The following is a 22,537-nucleotide window of genomic DNA, read 5'->3' as shown; positions in this document are numbered from 1 at the left end:
GTCGTCTATGGCGTGGCGGGGTGCGGATGGTTGCGGTTTAGGCCTTGATGGACAGGAAGTCCGCCGGGTTGTCTTCCAGCAGCAGCTTGATGGTGGCGTCGTCGATGCCGGCGGCTCGCATGTCGGGCAGCATGTCCTCAAAGATGTAGTTAATGGTGTGGCCCTTCACGCCCGGCCAGCCCAGCGGGCTGCAGTTGGCATCGGCCGAGACCAGCAGCTTGTCCGCGTAGCCCTTGTGCACCAGGTTGACGAAGTGCTCCATCCGCTCGGCGCGCTTGCGGCCCCAGAACGGCGGGTCCGGCAGCTCGAGGTCGTAGCCGAAGGTGTCGAAGCCGATGCGGCCGCCCTGCTCGTAGATCCAGTCGTGCGGGGTGATCGGCGCGTTCAGGCCGTCGTCGGCGTGGCCGAAGAGCACGCGGTCCAAGTCAAGGCCCTCTTCGTTGAAGATGTTCACGGCCGGTTCGGGGTCGATCGCCAGGTGCGTCAGGATCGGCACCCCGGTGATCACGGCGGCGCGAGCCGCGGCCCGGTAGATGCGCTTGTCCAACTCGGTCATCTTGCCGCCGCGGCTGACGCCGACCTTGATGACGCCGGCCTTGGCGCCGGTGTCGCCGATGCTCACGGTGATCTCGTGGATGAACACCTTTGCCAGGTAGTCCACCGAGGCCCGCGAGAAGTGCGGCAGGGCGGTGTCGCCGCCGACAAAGCCGGTGCAGGCCACAATGTGGACGCCGGTCTTCTTGGACAGCGACCGGTAGTAGTCGATGTCGCGGCCGTTGCAGATGCCGGTGGCGTCCACGAAGGTGCCGCCGCCGTACTCGCGGAACTTCCGCAGCTTCGGCACGGTTTCCTCGTAGGCCTGTTCCGGCGACTTCCACCACTTGGTGTCCAGTTCGGAGCCGGGCATGCCGTAGCCGATGTGTTCGTGGACCGCCACGATTTCCAGTTCTTCAGCCGGGATGGTTCCCAGCACGGTGTTTACTTTGGTCAAGACCCTCACCTCGTGATTAGAAAAGCTTTGTTGATGTACGACGGCGGTGCTCGCCTCGGGCGGTCAGCGCACCGTCAGCAGGCGGCGCGGGTTGTCCACCAGGATGCGCTGCGCGTCGTCGTCGCTCAGGCCTTGGTCCTTGAGGAAAGGCACGAAGGTGGCCAGCACGTGGCTGTACGGGAGGTTGTACTCCGGCAGCCCCTTGGCCACGCCGATGGAGTTGCCGGAGAGGATGATCTTGTCCGCGTGGCCGGCCTTGACGAGTTCCAGCACCAGGCCGGCGCGCTCGCGGTCGCTGAGGTAGTCCCCGTCGTCGTCCAGGCCTACATGGTCGATCCCGACGAAGGCTCCGCGGCCGGCGACCTCGAGGGCGAACTTGGCGGCGTCCTTACGGTCCAGATCGCCGACCAGCACGCGGTCTGCGCCGATCTGCTCGTCGAGGACCACGTCCAGGTCGTGCAGCACATTGGCGCCGAAGCGGATGGAGACCGGCACACCGGTGTTCTTGGCTGCGCGGGCGGAGCCGCGGAACAGGGACTCCTCGGTAGGAGTCATGCCGGAGCGGTCGGCGGTGGTGGTGACGATCCCGGCGTCGGCGCGGCGTTCAACCCGGGGGACCACCATGCCTTCGGTGACCTCCTTGCCGAAGAGGTCTGCGAACTTTTCGGCGGGCCACGGCGTGGGCGGGTTGGTCTGCGGGGTCAGGAAGTAGCCGCCGAGTTCCTCCTCGGGGCCGAGCCCGGTGGAGGCGATGATGTGCACGCCGGTGGAGCGGGACAGTGCCTCGTAGAGCTTGAGATCGCGGCCATGGAACATCCCCGTGCTGTCGACGATGGTCTTGCCGCCCTTGTCGCGGAAGTCGGTGAGTTTCGCGGCCAGGGCCTCGAAGATCTCGGCCCGGTCCATGGAGATGTCCGGGGCGTACTGCGCGCCCGGCAGGACGGAGAGCAGGGATTCGTGGACCGCGACCACGCCCAGGTCAAGGGCAGGAACGGGTCCAAGGACCGTGTTGACGGTTGCGGTGGGGGAAGTCGTTGTATCCGTCATCGGCACAACCTTTCGTTCTACGTCACGCCGGGGCGCCACGCGTTGGGAAGGATCATGCACCGCGACCTCTGGATTAAATCCTCGCCGAACTCGGTGCAGGCGTCGGTAAACGAAGGAAACAAGCGCCGAGCGGTTGGATGCCGACTGCCTGTGGATGTGACCCCGATTACCTGTAAACTAGGTTTACACGATGTCAGGTGAAAGTCAATGCCATTACCGACCGGTTGTTCTGGGCACGTCGGTGATCTTCGACGGCGGCGATCTATCGGTGCAACTGTCGTATGATCGGCGTTCACCATCGCTCAAGATGCGACCGTCGCCCCCGCCTGACGTCGCGAAAAGGGAGACCACCATGACTGCGAGTTCGATCAGCGAGTACATCGACCGGTACGACGGCGATGTGCGGGATCGACTGCTGTCCGTGTATGAACTGATCCGGTCGGCCGTGCCCGATGAAGCGGAAGAATCGATCAGTTGGCGTATGCCGACCTTCAAGCTCGGCACCGAGCCGTTGTTTTTCTTCACCGGAACAAAGCGCCACATCGGGTTCTATCCGACTCCAGAGGCGATCGCGCATTTCTCGACAGAGCTGGCCGCATATGGAACCACCGAGCACCTTATACAGTTGCGCCATGACGCCCCGCTCCCGACTGAGCTCATCCGCGAGATCATCGCATGGCGGCTACAGCAACTGCCTTCAGACAAGGTTTGAGTCAGTCGCCTCGACGCACTTCACCGTTCCACCTGCTTAACTGAGTGACTCGTGGGGATGGAGTTCCCGGCGGGAGACCGCCGGGGTGCTACTGCGTGAAGCGGTATTTGAAGTTTTCGGCGTGATGCAGGGCAGAGCGCCAGCCGATGGGACGGCCGCCGGCGGTGCGGAAGATCGTGTCGATGACCAGCAGCGGACTTCCCTCACTGACGCCCAAGGTTGCAGCGTCATCCGCGGTCGCCGCCGTCGCCCAGGCTTCGTGTTCCGATCGGCCCAGTGTGATGCCATAGCCCCGCTCCAGCAGTTCGAAGGCCGAGCCGCTCTCTTCCAATTCCTGCACCGTGGGGTTGAAGTCGCGCGGCGCGCGGATGTACACGTTCGCCTCGGCCAGCGGCGCGCCCTCGACCGAAATCAGACGGGTGAAATGCAAGAGCCGCTCGTGCTCGTCCGTGCCCAGCAACTGGCCGACTTCGGTGGGCGGTTCCACCCATTCAGGGACGGAAACTTTCGACGACGGGTGCATCCCGCTGTCTACCAGGAACTGATAAAAACGTCCGGACTGGACGTCGGCCGGGCGGTGCACCCGGAGTCCTCTGGCCGGGAAGGTGCCTTTGCCCTGTTTGCGGTAGACGTACCCGTCACTGGTTAGCTCCATGAGCGCTTGCCTGATGGGCGCGCGGCTAACCTCGAACCGGCTGAGCAGCTGGGCCTCCGTCATAGGCTTCTGCGGATCCGCCGCTCCGTCCGCGATCTCCCGGCGCAGGATCTCCTTGATCTGCCGGTACAGCGGGACCCCGGACGAGTAGTCGAGTTCGCCAGAAGCCATCAGCGGTCGGTCCTCCAGTTCATGTGGTGATCAATCAACCCTATGTGCTGGATCAGGCAAACGGCGCAACCTTGCTGGCAAAGACGCAACCTTGCTGGCAAAGACGCAACCTTGCTGGCAAAGAGGGACGTGCGCCAGACGGCGGTGTCTATTTGGGGCGGTGACTATTTGGTCAGCGAGCGGCGGGCTTCGGGCAACTGGATTTTCTTCTCGCCCTTGAGCGCGCCGTCCATGGTTTCCTTCCAGACAGGCGCGGCGACTTCGGAACCGGTCAGGTCTCTGTAGGTCTTGCCGTAGGCCTTGAGTTTCGTGAGGGGGTACTGGGCCCCGCCGCGGGGGTCACCAAGCCAAACGGCGGCCACGAGCTGTGGCGTTCCGCCGACAATCCAGTTCGCAGCGAAGTCGTTGGTGGTTCCGGTCTTGGCCCCGGCCTCCCGGTTGCCCTGGAGTTCGATGCGCGGTCCCAGGGTTCCTTGCGGGTTGAAGGGCTCCTTGAGCACATCCGCCACGGTGTCCGCCACAGCGGGTTTGATGGCGCGGTGACAATCGGGGTCCGGAACGGGCAGCTCCTTCTTCGGCTCGTTTTGGACTGCCTTGATGACGGTGACCGGTTTGCACACCGTGCCGTTGGTCATGAACGCGGCGTAGGCGCTGGCCATTTGCAGCGGCGTGACTTCGTAGGCGCCGAGGGCGAGGGATCCTTCCCTGCCGGTCAGCTTGTCGGGGTTGATGGACGTGATGCCCAGCTTGTTGGCCATTTTGGCCGCGTTGATGACACCGACACGCTCGACGAGTTTGATGAAATAGATATTCACCGAGGCGCGGATGGCTTGGTACGCGTTGATGACTCCGTAGTCAACGTTGTCGTAGTTGATGTAGCCACCCTTCGGGTTTGCCAGTTTCCGTGAGCGATAGGGGCCGTCGGCACGGAACTTGGTGGAGGTATGAATGCCCTGCGTGAGCGCGGTGGCGAGCACGATCGGCTTCATGGCCGACCCGACTTGGAAGGCGTTGCGGACGTAGACCACCTGGGTCTTGCCTTTGCCCTTGCCCCAGACACGGTTCTGCGCGATGGCGGCCACATGGCCGGTTCCCGGCTGCACCACGGCGGTGCCCAGGGCCGCCCGGTTGCCGTTGCCCAGTGCCCTTTCGACGGCTTTTTGCGCCGCGTCCGCGGCCTTCCGGTCCAGGGCGGTGGTCAAGGTCAGGCCGCCCAGGTTGAAGCGCTGCTCTCGGATTTTCGCGGTCTTGCCGAAGGCCGGGTTGGACAGGATTTCTTCCCGGACCGCCTCACAGTAGAACGGATATTTGGACCCGCCGCAGCCGGACGGCTCGTCGCCGCGCTTCACGCCCAGTGGGGCCTCGCGGGCCGCCTGCGCTTGGTCGGCCGACAATACCCCCTGCCTTTCCAGCACATCCAGTACGGTGTTGCGCCGCTCCGTGGCGGCGTCGGGGTGGGTGAACGGGTCGAGAGCGGTCGGCGCCTTGAGCAGGCCGACCAACAGCGCGGACTGCGCATAGTCGAGCTTCGCCGCCGTCGTGCTGAAGTAGAAGCGGGCCGCTGCCTCCACCCCATAGGCGCGGTTCCCGAAATAGACGGCGTTCATGTAGCGCAGCAGAATCTCATCCTTGGGCAGCTGTTTCTCCAAAGCGACGGCATACTTCATTTCCCGGATTTTGGCGTTGTAGGTGTCGCCGACAGCGACGTTATCCTCCTCCTGGTTCCGAGCATGATTGATCAGGATGTTCTGGACCAGTTGTTGGGTGAGGGTGGAAGCGCCCTGGACGTCACTGCTGGTGATGTTGTGGAACAGGGCCCGGGTGATGCCGAGGGGGTCCACCCCGCCGTGTTCGTAGAAGCGGGCGTCCTCTGTGCTGACCAGGGTCTTCTTGAAGGCCTCCGACACCTGGTCCAGCTCAACATCAACCCGGTTCTCGCTGTAGAACCGGGCGAATTCCTTGCCGTCCTTGTCCAATAGGACCGTATGCTGCGCCAACGGGCGATTCAGCGGCAGATTAGTGGGCAGGGTTTGCCACACGTCGAGGACTGAATTTCCGACGACGGAGACCCCTACCGCCGCCGGCGCCACGAGTGCGCCCGCGGCGAAGGCCGCCACTGCCACGCTCACCAGCCACAAGTCGAGGCGCCGACGACGGCGCTTCTTCTTCGGGTGGCGGGCAGTCTCCATCAGTTCATCGAACTCGACCTCTACAGGCCTGTTGCGTCGAAAGGGCCACATGATCCGTTGTGCGGAAACCGGCCGACGGATCCGGGTGAAATCCCTCCGGCGGGGCGTCGGGCAGGCATACCCCGACGCCGGCGGTTCCCACACCCCTCCTTCCCCACAGACGGAGCAGTATAGAAAGCGTAGAAGCTCCAGGGGCCCTGCGGTAGAGGTTTCGGGCACAGGATTTGCGGAGCCGGCTCACCTCCTCGAAGGTCCGGTCTGGTCGGCAAGAGCCAACCCTCGCGCGGGGTGCCGGGCACCGCCGTCGTACTGCCCGCAGAAGGCACGAAAGGCGGGGAATCGTCATCCGACGACGCCCCGCCTTCCGGCCGCCAGTCGGTTAGCATCGCACCGAGCCTGCCGCCGCCGTCGCTGGTTCACTGGCCCGGCCGCCGCGGATCAGGTCGGCGCAGCGCTCGCCGATCATCATGACGGTGAGGTTGGGATTGACGGTCACGTGCTCGGGCATGACCGAGGCATCCGCAACGCGCAGGCCGGTGACGCCCTTGACCCGCAGCGCGGGGTCCAGCGGCGACATGTCATCGTCTAGCGGGCCCATCCGGACGGTGCCGACGGGATGGTAGACGGTGTTGTGCGTCTTGCGGATGTAGTCCTGCAGTTCCTCGTCGGTCTGCGCCTCGATGCCCGGGGACAGCTCGCGCCCGGCCCACTCGGCCATGGCCGGCTGGGCTGCGATTTCGCGGGCTTTGCGGATGCCGGCCACCATGACGCGCATGTCGTGGCCTTCGGGGTCGGTGAAGTACCGGGGATCGACCATGGGCTTGTCACGGAAGTCGCGGCTGCGCAGCCGGACGGTGCCGCGGGAGCGGGCGTGCGTGACGTTCGGCGTGAGGCTGAAGCCGTTCTCCGTGGTGGGGTAGCCGTGCCGGAGCGTGTTCATGTCGAACGGCACGGAGCCGTAGTGCATCATCAGGTCGGGGCGGTCCAGGCCATCCTCGGTGGGCGTGAAGATACCGATCTCCCACCACTGGGTGGATTCGGTGACCATCGGCTGCTTCGCTTCGAACTGGACCACGCCCTCCGGGTGATCCTGCAGGTGTTCGCCGACGCCGGGGGAGTCCACCAGCACGTCGATGCCGTGCTCCGCCAGGTGGGCGGCGGGGCCGATGCCGGAGAGCATCAGCAGCTTCGGCGAGTCGATGGCGCCTGTGGAGAGCACCACCTCCTGCCGGGCGGACAGCGTGTACGTGCGGCCGAAGGCGTTGTCCACGATCTCGACGCCGGTGCAGCGCTTGTCCGCGTCGAACACCAGCCGGCGGGCGCGCAGACCGGTCAGCAAGGTGAAGTTTTCCCGCTCGATGATCGGGTGGATGTAGGACACGGAACTGGAGGAACGCGTGCCGTCCGCCCGCCGGTTGATCTGGAAGAAGTTGGCGCCGTTGACCACGGTGCTGCCATCGTTGAACTTGGCGCGCGGAATGCCCACCTGCTCGCAGGCGTCCAGCAGTGCGACGCCGGTGGGGTCCACCGGGGGCACGTTCATCACGTGCACGGGGCCGGCGTCGCCGTGGTGCGGAGCATCCGGGCCGGCGTCTTCGTTGGTCTCCAGCCGCTGATACAGCGGGTAAGCAGCCTCGGCGTTCCAGCCGGCGGCGCCGTGCTTGGACTCCCATTCGTCCAGGTCCTCGCGCGGGGCCCAGAAGGCGATGCAGGAGTTGTGGCTGGAGCAGCCGCCCATCACCTTGGCGCGGGAGTGGCGCATGAAGGAGTTGCCGTTTTCCTGCGGCTCAATCGGGTAGTCCCAGTCGTAGCCGGATTCGAGCAGCTCCATCCAGCGGTCCAGCTGCAGCACCTCGGGCACGCCGCGGTCGTCCGGGCCGGCCTCCACCAGCGCCACGGTCACTGCGGGGTCTTCGCTCAGCCGGGCGGCGACGGCGGCCCCGGCAGACCCGCCGCCGACCACGATGTAGTCAAACTCCCGGTCGGTCAGGTTCTCGATGTTGTCGGTGTGCATTCAGTTCTCCTTGGCGCGGTCAGCGAACCAGCCGGTCACCTGCGGGCTGGTGTTCTGGTAGATGTGCTTGGCCTCCTGGTACTCGGCCAGACCCGTCGGGCCGAGCTCGCGGCCGACGCCGGACTGGCCGAAGCCGCCCCATTCGGCCTGCGGGAGGTAAGGATGGAAGTCGTTGATCCAGACGGTGCCGTGCCGCAGCCGGCCGGCCACGCGCTGCGCCTTGCCGGCGTCCTGCGTCCAGACCGCTCCGGCCAGGCCGTAGACCGTGTCGTTGGCGGTGGCCACTGCCTCGTCCTCGGTGCGGAAGGTTTCCACCGTCACCACCGGGCCGAAGGCTTCGTCGACGACGACGGACATGCCGCGTTCGACGCGGTCCAGGACGGTCGGCAGGTAGTAGAAACCGTCGTCGTAGCCGGGGCCCTCCGGGGCGGCGCCGCCGCAGCGCAGCCGCGCGCCCTCCTGCACGCCCCGCTGGACGTACGCGTCCACCTTCTCCCGGTGCGCCGCCGAGATCAGCGGCCCGGTTTCTGCATTCTCGTCGAAGGGACCGCCCAGCCGGATGCCTTCCGCCCGGCGGACCAGCTCGTCCACGAAGCGTTCGGCGATCGATTCCTCGACCACCAGCCGGGCGCCGGCGGAGCAGACCTGGCCCGAGTGGACAAAGGCGCCGTTCAGCGCATTATCGACGGCGGCGTCAAAGTCTGCGTCGGCGAACACCACGTTGGGGTTCTTGCCGCCCAGTTCCAGGGCCACCTTTTTCACGGTTCCGGCCGCGGACGCCGCGACCACCCGGCCGGTCGCCAGCCCTCCGGTGAAGGAGACGAGGTCGACGTCCGGGTGCTCGGACAGCGGTGCGCCCGCTTCCGCGCCGGGGCCGGTGACCAGGTTCGCGACGCCGTCAGGCAGGCCCAGGTCCTGGAGCAGCTTCATGGTCAGGATGGCCGTGGATGGGGTGAGCTCGGCAGGCTTGAGCACAAACGTGCAGCCGGCCGCGAGTGCGGGCGCGATCTTCCACGCAGCCTGCAACAGCGGGTAGTTCCAAGGCGTGATCATGCCGCACACACCCACCGGCTCGTGCACTATTTTGCTCACGACGGCGGGGTCGCCGGCGTCGACCATGCGGCCGGCCTGCTGCCCGGCGAGCTTGCCGAAGTAATCGAAGCAGGCGGCGATGTCGTCCATGTCGATGCGGCTTTCAACCATCCGCTTGCCGGTGTCCAGCGACTCGGCGCGGGCGAACTCCTCGCGGCGCTCGCGCAGCCCGGCGGCGACCTTGAGCAGGAAGTCGCCCCGCTCCGGTGCCGGAACGGCGGCCCAGACGCCGGAGTCGAAGGCGGTGCGGGCGGCGGCGATGGCGCGTTCGGCGTCGTCCCGGCCGGCCTCGGACACGGTGGCGACCAGCTCGCCGTCGGCCGGGTTGCGGATCTCGCGCACCCCGCCGGAAGCGGCCGGCTCCCACGAGCCGTTGATGAATAAGGTGGAGGCGGTGGTGGTCATGGTGTCTCCTTCGGAAGTGCGGCGACGGGTTCGTCGACCGTGTCGTAGTCGGTGTCCCAGTCCGCCTTGGCCGGGACGCTTTCGGCGGCCGTGGTGTACGGCAGGGTGGCGCGATGCTGGTGCAGGAACTCCAGGTGCACCTCGTAGTGGTCCAGCACGTCGGCGATGACTTCGTCCTTGCTGTACCCCATCAGGTCGTAGCCGTGGCTGCCCTCCAGCGAGAACACCTCGATCCGGTAGTACTTCCCGCCGGCGCCGGAGGAACGTGCGTAGGACGGCACATCGTTCTGCACCGGGAAGACCTGGTACTTGAAGGTGCGTTCGCCGTCGAGTTCTACGCAGAAGTCCACGGAATCGATGCCAAAGGCTTCGACCGTACTGGTCTTGATCGTGGTCTCCATGCCGCGGCTTGCGAGGTCGGCGCGCACGTCGGACAGTGCGGGGACCGCCACCTCGGACACGAAGCGCTGGGCCTGGCGGCGGCCCGGGTAGTTCATCGCCCGGGACAGGCGCTGGCGCCAGCCGCGGCGGCTGTCCGCGCCGGCGGGCACGTTGGTGCGGGAGTTGAGCACGGCGTGCAGGCCGGCCTGGTAGCTGTCCGCCAGAGCGGTCTCCAGACGCAGTGCCTTGTAGAGACCCAGCATGATGAACACCAGCACCACGGAGAACGGCAGCCCCATGATGACCGTGGCGCTCTGCAACGTTGGCACACCGCCCACCAGCAGCATGGCCAGGGTCAGCAGCCCGGTGGCGACGGACCAGAAGACGCGCAGCCACTTGGGCCCGTCGGAGTCGGCGTCCTTGAGGTAGGAGGTGAAGTTGCTCATCACCAGGGCACCGGAATCGGCGCTGGTGACGTAGAACAGCAGGCCGGTGAAGGTGGCGATGGCGGCGCTGAGCGGGGCCATCGGGTACTGCTCCAGCAGGCCGTAGAAGGCGCGTTCGGGCTGGCTCATGGCCACCTCGCCGAAGGCGGCGTTGCCGCCCATCACGATCTCGAGGGCGCTGTTGCCGAAGATCGAGATCCACAGCAGGATGAACGCGAACGGCACCACCAGCACGCCGACCACGAATTCGCGCAGCGTCCGACCCCGCGAGATGCGCGCCAGGAACAGGCCCACGAAGGGTGCCCAGGCGATCCACCAGGCCCAGAAGAACAGCGTCCAGCCGTTGAGCCAGTCGTCGGGACGGTCGTAGGCGAAGGTGTCCAGCGCCATCGACGGGAAGCGGGCGAGCGTGTCGCCGATGTTGGTCACGATCCCGTCCAGCAGGAAGCGGGTGGATCCGGTGATCAGGACAAAGACCATCAGGGAAATGGCCAGGATGACGTTGAGTTCGGACAGTCGGCGGATGCCCTTTTCAATCCCGGTGAGCACCGAGATGGTCGCCATCACCACCGCGACGGCGATGAGCGCGATCTGGACCACCGTGTTTTCCGGGATGCCGAACTGGAAGCTCAGGCCAAAGTTCAGCTGGGCGACGCCGATGCCCAGGCTGGTGGCGATGCCGAAGATGGTGCCGAGCATGGCGGCAATATCCACGGCGTGCCCCACCGGCCCGTGGATCCGCTTGCCCAGGATCGGGTAGAGCGCCGAGCGGATGCTCAGCGGCAGGTTGTGCCGGAAGGCGAAGTAACCCAGCGCCATTCCCATCAGGGCGTAGAGGCCCCAGCCGAGAATGCCGTAGTGGAACAGTGTCCAGACCACGGCCTGCCGGGCGGACTCGACCGTGGAGCCGTCGCCCGTGGGCGGCGCCAGATACTGGGTCACCGGTTCCGCCACCGAGAAGAACATCAGGTCAATCCCGATGCCGGCGGCGAAGAGCATCGCCGTCCAGGTAAAGAGGTTGAAGGTCGGGCGTGAGTGGTCCGGCCCCAGCCGGGTCTTGCCCACCCGGGAGACGGCCACGAAGAGCACGAAGACGAGGACCGAGACGACGATCAGCGAGTACCACCAGCCGAAGGTGGAGCCCACCCAGGCCACGGCGGAGCCGATGACGGCGTCCGCCGATTCCCGGTCAATGATGGCCCACAAGGCGATGCCCAGCACGCCGACGGCTGAGCCGATAAAGACGGTCTTGTTGACTCTGGTGCGCTGCTCGGGCTCGGCTGGGACATCGCCCCCTGGTGGAACGGTGTCCGGCGCTGGTGGCCGGGTATCCCGGGTATCCCGGGCGTCGTGCCCGGGCGCGGCGGGCTTGGGCGGCGTGCTCATATCGGTCTCGTACCTCGCATCGATGGTTCTGCTGGTCGCGGTCTCGCTGGTTGCCACGGCCCCTCGGGGCCAACCTTCGACGCTAGCAACGGCAGGAATTAACTCAACTTCGCGCGAGTAACACACTTTTTAAGTGGGCAGGATCACGCGTGTCTTTGAGGAGTATCACCATGGAAAACTCTTGACGGATGATTTAATGCGGGCCGCAGGGAGCGCGAAGGGAGGAGTGGGGGAGCAGTTTCCGGGCCCCTGACGCCCTTTTTGCGTTACCGTGAGGGCATGCCGGAGATGCCTGAAGTGCAGGGACTGGTCGATTTCCTGCGGTCGAAGCTGCTTCCGCCGGAGGAGCCGCCGGCCCGGATCGCGGACGTCGAGGTGCTGTCCTTCTCGGTCCTGAAGACCGCAGACCTCCCGCTCGAGGTCCTGGGCGCCGAGCCCGTGTCCGGAGTAACCCGCCACGGCAAATTCATCGCCATCACCGCCGGCGACGCGCACTTGGTGATGCACCTGGCCAAGGCCGGCTGGCTCCGCTGGTCCGATGCGCTCAAGCCGGGCCGGCTGCGGCCGGGCAAGGGGGCGATGGCCCTGCGCGTGCGCTTCGCGGCAGACAGCGAAGCGGCGCCGGGCTTCGATCTGACCGAGGCGGGAACCAAGAAGTCGCTGGCCGTCTATGTGGTCAAGGATCTCCAGGATGTCCCGGGCATCGCCCGGCTGGGACCTGACGCGCTCGACGTCGATGCCCCGGCTTTCGTGCAGATGGTCGCCTCCCACAGCGGCCAGATCAAGGGACTGCTGCGGGATCAGTCGGCGATCGCCGGCATCGGCAACGCCTACAGCGACGAGATCCTGCACGCAGCCAAGCTCTCCCCGTTCGCCAACGCGTCAAAGCTGGACCCCGAGGACGTGGAACGGCTGTATTGGGCGATGCACCAGGTGCTCGAGGCCGCGATCGACCAGTCCTCGGGCCGTCCCGCCGCCGAGCTGAAGGACTCCAAGCGCAAAGCCATGCACGTGCATGGCCGCACCGGCGAGACCTGTCCCGTCTGCGGTGACACCGTCCGCGAAGTCTCCTTCGCCGACTCCTCGCTCCAGTACTGCCCCACCTGCCAGACCGGCGGAAAGCTGCTGGCGGACCGCAGAATGTCCAAGTTCCTGAAGTAGGCGGCTCGACTCGTAACGGCGGCGTCCCGGGCGTTTACCAGCGCGGGGTCAGGCGCCGTCGTCGTAGTACTGGCTGTTCTTGCCGTATTCCGGGTCCTGTTCGGAGCGGACCATGCGGTGGTCGTCGGGGTGGTCCAGGCAGGGGCTGCTGAAGGAGAGGACCACGGTGCCGGGGCCGCCGATGGTGTGGTGGGCGGCGGTGGCACCGAGGTCGCCGTGCCGGAAGTACAGTTTGCGCACGTCGCCCGTCTGGGCGGTAGTTTCGTTTTTCAGCTCCCAGCCCTGCGCGGTCAGGTAGCCGGCGGCGGCGTCGAGGGCGGCGTTGGCTTGGTCGGTGTCGGCGACTTCGCCGGTGGCGCGGGCGATCCAGGCGGTTTGGGTCTGCGGCTGTTCGTTCTCCGGGCGCAGGCAGGTCTCTTCGCGGAGGAGGTTCACCTTCAAATCGGCGGCGGAGGACGCCTCGGCCATAGCTTGGGTCAGCAGTTGCTCTAGCTGGCGGCCGTAGTCCTGCGAGGTTGCCTGGCTCTCCAGCGGTTGGTTCTCCTGCGGCACAGCGCAGCCTCCTAGGATGATGGCGGAAAGGGTGGCCGCGGTGGTGAGGCTGGCGGCGAAGCCGGGCGGCCGCCGTCGTGCTCTGCCGCTCGGGCGGGACGGACCATGCGGTGGGAAGTGTTTCCGCATGGTCATTTCTCCAGACTTTCAACCGTCACGGTCTCAAGATTGCCATAGGCGTAGTCCTCGGGATTCTGCTCGAGCGGACTGACGATGAGCGGGCCGTAGGGAGAGAAGGTCTGGTGGATCTGGTCCTCGACGTACGTGCTGACCTCGGTGCCCTCGATGACGCCTTGGATATTAGTGGCGGAGGTGGAGTCGCGCCGGAAGTAGTCGGTGTGGCCGCCCATCAGGGATTCGGGATCTTCGGGCCTCAGGAAGCCTGTCTCCAGCCGGACCGGGTCCATGGCGGTGGGGTTGCCGCCGCGCCAGAACGAGGGCCCGTGGTAACCGCCGCCCAGAATTTGCGCGGCGGAGATCGGGTCGTCGCGGGTCTGCAGCCAGTAGCGGTGGGCATCGGGGTTGGCCGTGTCCTCGGGACTGCCGACGTTGTGCCCGGTGCCAGCGGGAGCCACGTAGACGATGTTGGTGGAATCGAGGCCTTCGCGCTCGCCGGTGCCCAGCAGCGAGCCGCCGGCGCTGTAGCCAATGTACGTGGTGCGGGCGTTGGGCCGGGCCTCCAGATCCAGGGCATGGTCGAACGCCGCGAGCAGCGGGCCGCCGTCCTCGTTGAACGAGGTGGTGACGTTGTCGCTGACCTCGTCCGGCAGGTCGGTGCCCTGCCAGTAGAAAGAGACCGTGCCCGTCGAGGGCTCGCCGTTCACCGCGTCCAACCGGCGTGTGTACGCTTCAAGCTGGCCCAGATCCGCGCCGGTGCCGGGAACCAGGGTGGCGATGGTCCGGGTGCCCGGACCCAGCGCGCCGTCCATGGTGACGATCCGGCCATCGCCATCCAGGCTGAGCATCACCACCTGCATTTGATGTTCGACGGCGAAGTCCAGTCCCGTGCGAAGGGTCGCCAGCCGGTTGTGCTCGGTCTGCCACCTTTCCAGGTCCTCGGTGTACTGCAGATAAGCCCGCTGGTGGTGCGCGCGGTGCTGGTTCTGCCCGGCAGGGAGGTAGTCGTTGAGGTCCGGCTTGGCGCCGAGCTGCTCCTGCCGGGTGGCCACCGTCTCCCGGTAGCCGGCGGCCGTGATGGTGTTGGCGCGGATCCGTTTGGCGAACGGAACCCCGTTCAGCGCGCCGAACACCGCGGGGTAGAGCAGCAGCAGGCGTTCCTGGTCACCCGGAGCCAGCTCCTTCCAGGCGTCCCGGATGGTGCCGATCCCGGCTTCGGTCAGGGCGGCGTCGTTGGCCATGGCCTGAGCCATCACTGCCTCGGCGGAACCGGGCATCCGCCAGACCGGCAGCTTGTTCGCAGCCAGCAAGGCAGCGCCTTCGGGGTTGGCCGCCGCCCATTCGCGCAGCTCCTGATCGGTGAGCCCGGTCAGCGAGGCCAGGTACGACTCCGGGGTCAGCGGGCCGAAACGCTCGTTCAAGCCGCTGGTGAAGCTGGCCCACGGCGGTGCGGCCGGGAGCGCGGCGGAGGCAGCCAGCAGCGGAGTGGGCGGCAGCGAGTCGAGGGTGCCGCCGCTGATGCCCTTCAGCGCCGCAGAGGTTTCGTTGGTCAGGGCTTGCCAGTCCGCCCGCAGCGAGGCCAGCCGTCCATTGAAGGCTTCCGCCCGGGGGAGGGCACGCTCCGCCTGATTGTCGCCCTGCGCTTCGTCGCCGTCCAGCACGGCTGCCAGGTGCGCGGCGAGCGCGGGCCGCGCGGCGGCCAGCTCTTCCGCCTCCGCCTGAAGCGGCCGGCCCGCGGCGACGAACGCTGCCAGGGCGTCGCGGGCAGCGGCCAAAGCTGCGGTCCATTCCTGCATCGGGCCGTCCAGCTCTGCCAGCGCGGCATGGACCTCCAGCTCCGTGTCCGGCTGCCGGTAGGCGTCCTTCAGCCCCGCCCACGCAGCTTGAGCATCCACCAGATAGCTGCCCGCTGATGCGGCACGCTGCGACATCTCCTCCACAGCGTCCGACAATTGGCCCCAGGGCACATCGAGCTCCGGGACACTGCCCAGCCTGATGGTCACGGCTGCGGCACCGGGCCGAAACCGCGCGCTGCGAGCACCGGGGCATCGCCGGCATTCAGGGTCTCGGCGAAGTCAGCGGCGGCAGCGGACATCTGCCCGTCGGCGTCGATGAACAGCTCGGCCGCCTCGGCCACCACCTGGGACTTGCCGTAGACCAGGCCGGCGATCCGCTGGCCCACTTCGCTCCGCGGCGACCAAAACCCGGCGAACGCCTCCGCTACGTCCGCGGCGCTGCCAAACAACGACGACGCGTCGTCGCCGGCCGCTGCTGCGTCGCCTGCCGCCTTGTCCAGCGACTGCCCGTCGGCGGCGACGTCCACCAGAACCGCATGCAGCCGCCTGGGACTGATCCGCCAGCTGCCCATTACCGCCCGCCCCTCCGGTTAACCGTTTCCTCCGTCACTTTTCCACGGAGCGGTGCGGAACTGAATGGGGACTACTCCCCATGGGCTGGGGGAGACGCAGCTTAGGTGGGAGGCGGAGACACAGCCGCCTGCACGCGGCGCAGGACGTCGCTGCGGGATCCGGCCGCGTCGACGACCTGCCAGTCCAACGACCCGGCCATTCGCAGGTAGGCGTTGCGGGCCGCCCGGAGATAGTCCGCCGACTCGGAATCCTCGCCCCGCGCGCTGATCCGGGCGTGCGCCGCCTCAGCGGGCAAATCCAGCAGCACCACCGCGTCTGGCCGAGGCAGGACGCGGACCAGCCAGGGCAGCACGCGTCCCGGCGGCAGGCCGCGCACATCGCGGAGGACCTGCTGGCAGTGCAGGTGCCGGTCCATCACCGTGGTGCCGCGGAACGCGGCGGCCCGGAGCTGTGACACCAGCACGTTGAGCGTGCGCACGGTCGACTCGAACCGGTCGGCCCAGTGCGGTGCCACGCCGATGCCAAGCCGTGCAGCGGCCCGGGACAGCCGGCGCCGTCCGGCCGGATTGCGCAGCAGCTGCGCCGGTCGGCCGGCTGCCCGCTCGGCAGCGAGCAGCGAGGCAGCCGCCGTCGTCTTCCCGGCCCCGTCAATCCCGAGGATGACGACGGTTCTCCGCGCGTGCCGCCGTGGGCTGCGTCCGGTTTCTTTGGACAAGGGTGTCCCTGCTCTCGGTCGATGATCTCGCTTGGAATAACGAAAGCCCGGCCGGGATCGATGCCCGGTTCTGCTGTGACTTTGCCGAACTGCACCTCAAAAACAGGAGGACGACGACGGCAGGTAAGCGCCGTCGTCGTCCTTCCTCTGCGGTGGTGAGTGCTACGTGCCTCAGGCAGCCACGTGCGGATACTCTGCCGAGCGGTTCTGGAATGCCAGGACTGCCGGGTTGGCGATGATGCCGTCGCGGATTTCGATGGCCCGGCTGATCGTGTCGTCGTCGTTCCAGCTTCCGGGTCCGCTCATGACCGTGCGCAGGAACGGGATCAGCGCCGTGCTGATCTCCCAGGTCGCGGAATTCCACAGGTAGGAAGGCGAGTGGTCCACGGCGTAATAGCTCACGTGGTCGCCGACCTCGAACGTGGGTTCGGCAAAGGTGGTCATCTTGGCCCAGCTGAAGCCCATGCCTTCATCGCAGGACACATCGACAATCAGGCTGCCCGGCCGGAAGCCGTCCAGATCCGCTTCGTCCAGGTAGATCAGCGGGTTGTTGGGGTCTTGCAGCGTGCAGTTGACCACGATGTCGCGCTCCGCGAGGAACGGCGCCAGCGGCACCCGTCCGTCGTCGGTGATGACATGGCTGAGATGCGGCGCAGTAGCGTCGTGGTCGAACTGGGTGATCCGTGCGGAGTGGATCGGTGATCCCACGGCGGCCGCCGCGCGGTTGGTCAGCACCTGGACGTCATGGATGCCGTGCGCGTTCAGGGCCGTGACCGCGCCGCGGGCGGTGGCGCCGAAGCCAATGACGACGGCGCTGAGCGGGCGGCCGTAGTCGCCGGTGGATCCCGCCAGCTGCAGCGCATGCAAGACCGAGCAGTAGCCGGCCATCTCGTTGTTCTTGTGGAAAACGTGGAGTGCGAATCTGCCGTCCGCAGCCCAGTGGTTCATCGCTTCGAAGGCGATCAGGGTCAGCCGCTTGTCGATGGCCAGCTGGGTAATCGCCCGGTCCTGAACACAGTGCGGCCAACCCCAGAGGATTTGGCCGTCCCGTAACTCGGCAAGGTCTTCCGGCTGCGGCTTCGGCAGCAGCACTACATCCGCTGCTGCGAGGAGCTCCTGGCGCGGAGCGATCCGTCCCACCAGCTGCTCCAGCTGCGCGTCGGACGCGCCGAAGCGCTCGCCGTAGCCCTGTTCCAGAATGATCCGACCGCGCAGGTCGGCGTCGAGGCGCTCGATGTGCGCAGGATGGAGGGCCAGCCTGCGCTCATCGACCTTGCGCGTTGTCGCCAGGACTCCGAGCGACAGCAGCGTCAAAAGACTCAGCGCTTCTTGATGGTGGTCAGCGTCTCGGAGGCTGCTGCTCCGGCGGCCTTGGCCTTCTTGTCGCTGCGCTTTTCCTTGATGGACTTGCCCGATTTTTTGGATGCTGATTGTCGGGGAGATTTGTCGGCCATGAGTGCCTCCTCAGCGCCAGCGAAGAATGCTGCGCTTTAACAGGAGCAACGATTTGCTCCGTACCCTTGACCATACGGCATGGTGCGTCCACCGGAGATGGCACCCGGGGAACGCCGCGCGGATGGTTGACTGGAGATGCCCCGTTTCGAGCCAGCATGCAAAGGATCCACCGATGACCGCCACCAACCCGCAGCCTTTCCGCTTGGGATTTCTGGCCTTCGTTGGGCATTCGGGCATCGGCGGCGGCCGGTCCCGCGGGTTGGATGAAGGGTTGGAGCTCTTCGAGCTGGCGGAGGAGCTGGGGTACGACGTGGGCTACGTCCGGCACCGTCATCTGGAGCACTACGTATCGGCGCCGCTGCCGTTCCTAACCGCGGCCGCGCAGCGGACCAGCAGAATCCGGGTGGGCACGTCGGTCACCCCCATCCGCTTCGAAGATCCCGTCCGGCTGGCAGAGGAAGCGGGCACCGTGGATCTGCTGACTGGCGGCCGGCTGGAGCTGGGGCTGAGCTCCGGGTACTCCAACAACGAGGGGACGTTTTCGCAGGCCTACGGCTCCATCGACGGGAGCCTGCGCGCCGTGGTGGACGAGCGCGTCCAACGGTTCCTGCACGCGGTGGAAGGCCGGACCGTGGCCGTCGCCGACGAGCAGGTGCCGTTCGCCAAGGCCGGCACGGGGCTGTCGGTCCAGCCGGTCAGCCCGGGGCTGCGCGGCCGGATCGCCTACGGCGCAGGGTCGCTGGCCAGCGCCGAACGCACCGGGCGGCAGGGGCTGGGCCTGCAGCTCTCCACACTCAACACTGAGGTCACTGCGCTCAGCTTTGAGGAGGCCCAGCAGGCGTGCATCGAGGCCTACCGGGCGGAACATGCCAAGGCTTCCGGCTGGCGCTCGCACGCGTCGGTGAGCCGGCAGATTGCGCCTTACACCAACGCGAAGGAACAAGCGGAACTGCAGTGGCTGCTGGACCGCGATGCGCAGCGCCAGGGCGGCAACTCCGACCTGCCGTTCCAGTTCGGCCGGGTCGCCGCCGGTTCCGGGGAGCAGGTCGCCGCTGCGCTCGCCGCCGACGTGGCGCTCGCAGCAGCGGATGAGCTGGTGATTGCGTTGCCCTTCGACTATCCGGCCAGCGTGGTGCGCCGGATCCTGACCGTCGCAGCCCGGGACATCGCACCGGCGCTCGGCTGGCAGCCCGCGGACCGGGAAGCACTCGGCCGGGAACTGAGCCAGGAAGCATAGGACCACCACGACGACGGGTGAGCGCCGCCGTCGTCCTCCGAAACCATCGGTGGCGACCCATATGCTGGAGGCAGACGTGATTGACCGGGAGGGTGAGATGTCAGAGACGACGGTGGCCGAGGTGATGGCCGAATTGGCCACGCTTGAGGATCCGAGGGTTCGCGAGGCGAATGAGAAGCGCGGCGACGACCACGGCGTGAACCTGAGCAAGCTTCGCGCGGTCGCGAAGCGGCTGAAGACCCAGCAGGATCTGTCGCGCGAACTCTGGGCAACGGGCGATACAGCGGCGCGGCTGCTGGCGCTGTTGATCTGCCGTCCGAAGGCCTTCGAGCGAGACGAACTGGATACCATGCTGCGCGAGTCGCGGGCGCCCAAGGTGCACGACTGGCTGGTGAACTATGTGGTCAAGAAGAGCCCGCACGCCGAAGAACTGCGCGTGGCCTGGACCGCGGACGCGGATCCGGTGGTCGCCAGTGCCGGCTGGGCGCTGACCACCGAACGGGTGGCGAAGAAGCCCGAGGGACTGGACCTGCCCGGGCTGCTGGACACTGTGGAGGCGGAGATGAAGGACGCTCCGGACCGGCTGCAGTGGGCGATGAACCACACCTTGGCCCAGATCGGGATTGAGCACGCCGAGCACCGCAGCCGCGCACTCGACATCGGCGAACGCCTCGAGGTGCTGAAGGACTACCCCACGCCGCCGAACTGCACCTCGCCGTTCGCGCCCATCTGGATCAACGAAATGGTGAGCCGGCAGGCGAAGGCCTGAGCGCCCGGAAGCTATGCCGCCGCGACCGGGAGACGCTGACCGGAAGCCCTGACAGTCCGCTGGCCGGGTCCATTGCGGGGGGCCGGCTGTTGGTGCCAGTGTGGGTGCATGGCGGTGGAAGTCAGGCCAGCTGAGGTCTTCGAGGACGTGAAGGCAGTCCTCGGGCCGAAACGTGCCGACGCGAATGTCTGTTGGTGCCTGAGCTATCGCCTCCCGTCGAAAGACAACGTTGCCTTGCGCGGGACGGAGCGCGGCGACATGGTGCGGCGTTTGTGCCGGCAGGATCCGCCGCCCGGAGTGCTCGCCTACGACGGCGGCGAAGTGGTGGGCTGGGCAGCGGTGCATCCTCGGGCCGACACCAGCTTTGCCACCAGCCGGAAAATTCCGCAGGTGGACGACGCCGACGTGTGGTCGGTGTGGTGCATCCGGGTGCGGCCCGGGCACCGCGGCCAGGGCATCTCGCACCAGTTGCTGGCCGGCGCGGTTGAGTTCGCGCGCGGGTACGGCGCCCCCGCCATCGAGGGTTACCCGGTGGACAACCAGGGCGAAAAGGTCGATCTCACCATGGCTTATGTGGGCACCCGGAGACTCTTTGAGCAGGCCGGCTTCAGCAAAGCGGCTGACACAGACTCGGTGCTGAACGGGTTTCCCCGCATCCTCATGCGGCTGGACCTGCGCTGACCGTTTTGCGCTTTAAAAGGAGGACGACGACGGTGCGTGCGCACCGCCGTCGTCCTCCCTTTTGCTGCTGGTTAGTGCTGCGGCTGGCGGGCCGGCAGCACGGGGGCGAAGAACTCTGCCAGTTCGGCCGTCGCGGTCAGCGGCAGGACGTTCGCCACGTACTGGTCCGGGCGAACCACCACGATGGCGCCGTCGCGGGAGAGGCCGCGGACGTCGAAGATGTCCTCGTCCTTGGCGGTGCCGAAGACCTTTTCCAGGTTGGTCAGCTGGAACGGGCCGACCTGCGGCTTGAACACCGCGGGCACGGCGTTGATATCGACGTCCTCGTGGTTCTGCTGGTAGATGACCTTCACATCGAACCAGGCATCGAGGTCAGCGCCCTCCGGGGTGGCGGCCAGCGGCGAGTCCTGCGCGGTGGCCAGCCACTCGGCCAGGTTCGCCACAGCCGTGGACTCGCCGGCCTTGGCCTGGTCGGCGAAGACGTAGATGCGCCAGCGGCCGTCGGCCTCGGCGAGGTGGCCCAGGTGCAGCGGGTTGGTGTCGCAGACGCGGGAGACCTTGGCGGACTTGAAGCGCTTGCCGACGGTGAAGCCGGTGGCCAGGTCCTGGTGGCTGCGCGCGCCCGTCAGGATCGACTGTGAGTACTCGGTCATGAAGCCGGCCGGGAACTCGGCGGTGCGCACGTAGAAGTCCTCGAGCTCCGACGGATCGGCGAACTCCTCGGGCTTCTTCGCCATCATCGTCGACCACTCCTTGTCGAAGTCGATGAGGTCCTTCGCCACAACCTGGCGCTCGGCGGAGTAGGTGGAGAGCAGGCTCTCCGGGCTGCGGCCCTCCAGCACGTGGCCCAGCTTCCAGGCGATGTTGAAGCCGTCCTGCATGGAGACGTTCATGCCCTGGCCGGCCTTCGCGCTGTGCGTGTGGCAGGCGTCGCCGGTGATGAAGACGCGCGGGGTGCGGGTGCCCACGGCCTCGGGCAGCAGGTCATCGAACCGGTCGGTGAGGCGGTGGCCCACCTCGTACACGCTGTGCCAGGCAACGCTGCGCACGTCCACCGTGTACGGGGTCATGATTTCGTTGGCCTTGGCGATGATCTGCTCGATGGTGGTCTGGCGGATCTTGCCGTTGTCGTCGTCGGGGACCACGCCGAGGTCCACGTACATGCGGAACAGGTAGCCGCCTTCGCGCGGGATCAGCAGGATGGAGCCGCCGTCGTGCGACTGGATGGCGCACTTGGTGCGGATGTCCGGGAAGTCGGTGTTCGCCAGTACGTCCATGACGCCCCAGGCGTGGTTGGCGCTGTCGCCGGCGAGGGTGCTGCCGATCGAGGCGCGGACCTTGCTGCGAGCGCCGTCGCAGCCCACCACGTACTTGGCGTGGACGATGCGCTCGGTGCCTTCATCCGGGCCGGCGCTGCGGATCAGCGTGACCTTGACCGGGTACTCGCCCTCGTCGGCCACCTCAAGGGTCTTGAATTCCCAGCCGTAGTCAGGCGTCAGGCGGCTGGGGGAGTTGGCGGCCACGTCGGCGAAGTAGTCCAGCACGCGGGCCTGGTTGACAATCAGGTGCGGGAACTCGCTGATACCCATCTCGTCGTCGACGGCGCGGCCGCCGCGGACAATGTTCCGGGGGTTCTCGGTGTCCGGGCGCCAGAAGTTCATTTCGGTGAGCCAGAATGCCTCGGCAGTGATCTGCTCGGCGAAGCCGAAGGCCTGGAAGGTTTCCACGCTGCGGGCCTGGATGCCGTCGGCCTGTCCCAGCACCAGTCGGCCGTCGCGGCGCTCCACCAAACGGGTGGTGATGTTCGGGAACTGGGCGAGCTGGGCCGCGGCGAGCATGCCGGCAGGTCCGGAGCCCACGATGAGCACGTCCACCTCGTCGGGAAGCTCCTCGGGGCGGTTGATGCCGACGCCGGCGGCGGGCTTGACACGCGGGTCGCCTGATACGTAGCCGTGGTGGTGGAACTGCACGGGATGTCCTCACTTCGTTGTG

19 protein-coding genes are annotated in these 22,537 nt (G+C 66.9%); 5 read left to right on the top strand and 14 right to left on the bottom strand.

Annotated elements, in window-relative coordinates; translation table 11 throughout:
• Positions 1-37: 37 nt before the first annotated feature.
• Positions 38-1,000, bottom strand: coding sequence for a phosphotriesterase family protein (locus tag MNQ99_RS17105; RefSeq protein ID WP_241913803.1), 963 nt, complete (start codon positions 998-1,000; stop codon positions 38-40).
• A gap of 54 nt (positions 1,001-1,054) precedes the next feature.
• Positions 1,055-2,038, bottom strand: coding sequence for a phosphotriesterase family protein (locus MNQ99_RS17100; RefSeq protein WP_241913802.1), 984 nt, complete (start codon positions 2,036-2,038; stop codon positions 1,055-1,057).
• A gap of 190 nt (positions 2,039-2,228) precedes the next feature.
• Between MNQ99_RS17100 and MNQ99_RS17095 the strand changes: the two genes are divergently transcribed.
• Positions 2,229-2,750 carry an iron chaperone gene (locus MNQ99_RS17095; protein ID WP_241913801.1) on the top strand — a complete coding sequence of 174 codons (522 nt, stop codon included), beginning with the start codon at positions 2,229-2,231 and terminating at the stop codon, positions 2,748-2,750.
• A gap of 88 nt (positions 2,751-2,838) precedes the next feature.
• Here MNQ99_RS17095 and MNQ99_RS17090 read toward each other — a convergent pair whose 3' ends face one another.
• The 5 genes from MNQ99_RS17090 to betT all read right to left on the bottom strand — a co-directional run bounded on the left by MNQ99_RS17090 (position 2,839) and on the right by betT (position 11,489).
• Positions 2,839-3,576: a GntR family transcriptional regulator gene (locus MNQ99_RS17090; RefSeq protein WP_241913800.1), complete on the bottom strand. Its 738-nt coding sequence runs from the start codon at positions 3,574-3,576 to the stop codon at positions 2,839-2,841.
• 164 nt (positions 3,577-3,740) lie between these two features.
• Positions 3,741-5,765 (bottom strand): transglycosylase domain-containing protein, encoded by a 2,025-nt coding sequence (locus MNQ99_RS17085; protein ID WP_241913799.1) that lies wholly within the window; start codon positions 5,763-5,765, stop codon positions 3,741-3,743.
• A gap of 379 nt (positions 5,766-6,144) precedes the next feature.
• Positions 6,145-7,779 (bottom strand): GMC family oxidoreductase, encoded by a 1,635-nt coding sequence (locus tag MNQ99_RS17080; RefSeq protein WP_241913798.1) that lies wholly within the window; start codon positions 7,777-7,779, stop codon positions 6,145-6,147.
• On the bottom strand, positions 7,780-9,276 hold the full coding sequence (locus MNQ99_RS17075) for an aldehyde dehydrogenase family protein (RefSeq protein WP_241913797.1): 1,497 nt from the start codon (positions 9,274-9,276) through the stop codon (positions 7,780-7,782).
• Positions 9,273-11,489, bottom strand: a complete 2,217-nt coding sequence (gene betT / locus MNQ99_RS17070; protein ID WP_241915413.1) for a choline BCCT transporter BetT — start codon at positions 11,487-11,489, stop codon at positions 9,273-9,275. The genes MNQ99_RS17075 and betT overlap by 4 nt, the downstream gene beginning before the upstream one ends.
• 279 nt (positions 11,490-11,768) lie before the next feature.
• On the opposite strand from betT, the gene MNQ99_RS17065 reads away from it, so the two are divergent.
• Positions 11,769-12,650, top strand: a complete 882-nt coding sequence (locus MNQ99_RS17065; RefSeq protein ID WP_241913796.1) for a DNA-formamidopyrimidine glycosylase family protein — start codon at positions 11,769-11,771, stop codon at positions 12,648-12,650.
• A 48-nt stretch (positions 12,651-12,698) separates the two neighbouring features.
• Here MNQ99_RS17065 and MNQ99_RS17060 read toward each other — a convergent pair whose 3' ends face one another.
• The 6 genes from MNQ99_RS17060 to MNQ99_RS19045 all read right to left on the bottom strand — a co-directional run bounded on the left by MNQ99_RS17060 (position 12,699) and on the right by MNQ99_RS19045 (position 17,857).
• Positions 12,699-13,202 carry a hypothetical protein gene (locus MNQ99_RS17060; RefSeq protein WP_241913795.1) on the bottom strand — a complete coding sequence of 168 codons (504 nt, stop codon included), beginning with the start codon at positions 13,200-13,202 and terminating at the stop codon, positions 12,699-12,701.
• Between the two features lie 131 nt (positions 13,203-13,333).
• Entirely contained in the window at positions 13,334-15,322 is a 1,989-nt protein-coding gene (locus MNQ99_RS17055; protein WP_241913794.1) for an alpha/beta hydrolase, read from the bottom strand.
• Entirely contained in the window at positions 15,319-15,687 is a 369-nt protein-coding gene (locus tag MNQ99_RS17050; protein WP_241913793.1) for a DUF6507 family protein, read from the bottom strand. Before MNQ99_RS17050 ends, MNQ99_RS17055 begins: the two co-directional genes overlap by 4 nt.
• Positions 15,688-15,788: 101 nt before the next feature.
• Positions 15,789-16,403 (bottom strand): nucleoside/nucleotide kinase family protein, encoded by a 615-nt coding sequence (locus MNQ99_RS17045; protein WP_241913792.1) that lies wholly within the window; start codon positions 16,401-16,403, stop codon positions 15,789-15,791.
• 171 nt (positions 16,404-16,574) lie between these two features.
• The gene (locus tag MNQ99_RS17040; RefSeq protein ID WP_241913791.1) at positions 16,575-17,717 is read right to left on the bottom strand and encodes a N(5)-(carboxyethyl)ornithine synthase; all 1,143 of its coding nucleotides are present in this window, start codon (positions 17,715-17,717) and stop codon (positions 16,575-16,577) included.
• Positions 17,718-17,722: 5 nt separating this feature from the next.
• The gene (locus MNQ99_RS19045; protein WP_277883565.1) at positions 17,723-17,857 is read right to left on the bottom strand and encodes a hypothetical protein; all 135 of its coding nucleotides are present in this window, start codon (positions 17,855-17,857) and stop codon (positions 17,723-17,725) included.
• A 173-nt stretch (positions 17,858-18,030) separates the two neighbouring features.
• On the opposite strand from MNQ99_RS19045, the gene MNQ99_RS17035 reads away from it, so the two are divergent.
• The 3 genes from MNQ99_RS17035 to MNQ99_RS17025 all read left to right on the top strand — a co-directional run bounded on the left by MNQ99_RS17035 (position 18,031) and on the right by MNQ99_RS17025 (position 20,545).
• Positions 18,031-19,095: an LLM class flavin-dependent oxidoreductase gene (locus tag MNQ99_RS17035; protein WP_241913790.1), complete on the top strand. Its 1,065-nt coding sequence runs from the start codon at positions 18,031-18,033 to the stop codon at positions 19,093-19,095.
• A gap of 97 nt (positions 19,096-19,192) precedes the next feature.
• A complete protein-coding gene (locus MNQ99_RS17030; RefSeq protein ID WP_241913789.1) occupies positions 19,193-19,864 on the top strand; it encodes a DNA alkylation repair protein in 672 nt (223 codons plus the stop codon).
• Between the two features lie 108 nt (positions 19,865-19,972).
• Positions 19,973-20,545 carry a GNAT family N-acetyltransferase gene (locus MNQ99_RS17025; RefSeq protein ID WP_127515033.1) on the top strand — a complete coding sequence of 191 codons (573 nt, stop codon included), beginning with the start codon at positions 19,973-19,975 and terminating at the stop codon, positions 20,543-20,545.
• A gap of 71 nt (positions 20,546-20,616) precedes the next feature.
• On the opposite strand, the gene MNQ99_RS17020 is transcribed toward MNQ99_RS17025, so the two are convergent.
• A complete protein-coding gene (locus tag MNQ99_RS17020) occupies positions 20,617-22,515 on the bottom strand; it encodes an FAD-binding monooxygenase (RefSeq protein ID WP_241913788.1) in 1,899 nt (632 codons plus the stop codon).
• Between the last annotated feature and the right edge of the window lie 22 nt (positions 22,516-22,537).

The sequence above is a fragment of the Arthrobacter sulfonylureivorans genome (assembly GCF_022637435.1).
GTDB classification, from domain to species: domain Bacteria; phylum Actinomycetota; class Actinomycetes; order Actinomycetales; family Micrococcaceae; genus Crystallibacter; species Crystallibacter sulfonylureivorans.
Note: the sequence above shows the minus strand (reverse complement) of the source record. Positions and strands in the feature narration are given on the sequence as shown.

Excerpts from the sequence above, each read along its gene's own strand:
- MNQ99_RS17100 (WP_241913802.1), bottom strand. The coding sequence starts at position 2,038 with ATGACGGATACAACGACTTCCCCCACCGCAACCGTCAACACGGTCCTT.
- MNQ99_RS17095 (WP_241913801.1), top strand. The coding sequence starts at position 2,229 with ATGTCAGGTGAAAGTCAATGCCATTACCGACCGGTTGTTCTGGGCACG.
- MNQ99_RS17090 (WP_241913800.1), bottom strand. The coding sequence starts at position 3,576 with ATGGCTTCTGGCGAACTCGACTACTCGTCCGGGGTCCCGCTGTACCGG.
- MNQ99_RS17085 (WP_241913799.1), bottom strand. The coding sequence starts at position 5,765 with ATGGAGACTGCCCGCCACCCGAAGAAGAAGCGCCGTCGTCGGCGCCTC.
- MNQ99_RS17080 (WP_241913798.1), bottom strand. The coding sequence starts at position 7,779 with ATGCACACCGACAACATCGAGAACCTGACCGACCGGGAGTTTGACTAC.
- MNQ99_RS17075 (WP_241913797.1), bottom strand. The coding sequence starts at position 9,276 with ATGACCACCACCGCCTCCACCTTATTCATCAACGGCTCGTGGGAGCCG.
- betT (WP_241915413.1), bottom strand. The coding sequence starts at position 11,489 with ATGAGCACGCCGCCCAAGCCCGCCGCGCCCGGGCACGACGCCCGGGAT.
- MNQ99_RS17065 (WP_241913796.1), top strand. The coding sequence starts at position 11,769 with ATGCCGGAGATGCCTGAAGTGCAGGGACTGGTCGATTTCCTGCGGTCG.
- MNQ99_RS17050 (WP_241913793.1), bottom strand. The coding sequence starts at position 15,687 with ATGGGCAGCTGGCGGATCAGTCCCAGGCGGCTGCATGCGGTTCTGGTG.
- MNQ99_RS19045 (WP_277883565.1), bottom strand. The coding sequence starts at position 17,857 with ATGGCCGACAAATCTCCCCGACAATCAGCATCCAAAAAATCGGGCAAG.
- MNQ99_RS17035 (WP_241913790.1), top strand. The coding sequence starts at position 18,031 with ATGACCGCCACCAACCCGCAGCCTTTCCGCTTGGGATTTCTGGCCTTC.
- MNQ99_RS17030 (WP_241913789.1), top strand. The coding sequence starts at position 19,193 with ATGTCAGAGACGACGGTGGCCGAGGTGATGGCCGAATTGGCCACGCTT.
- MNQ99_RS17025 (WP_127515033.1), top strand. The coding sequence starts at position 19,973 with ATGGCGGTGGAAGTCAGGCCAGCTGAGGTCTTCGAGGACGTGAAGGCA.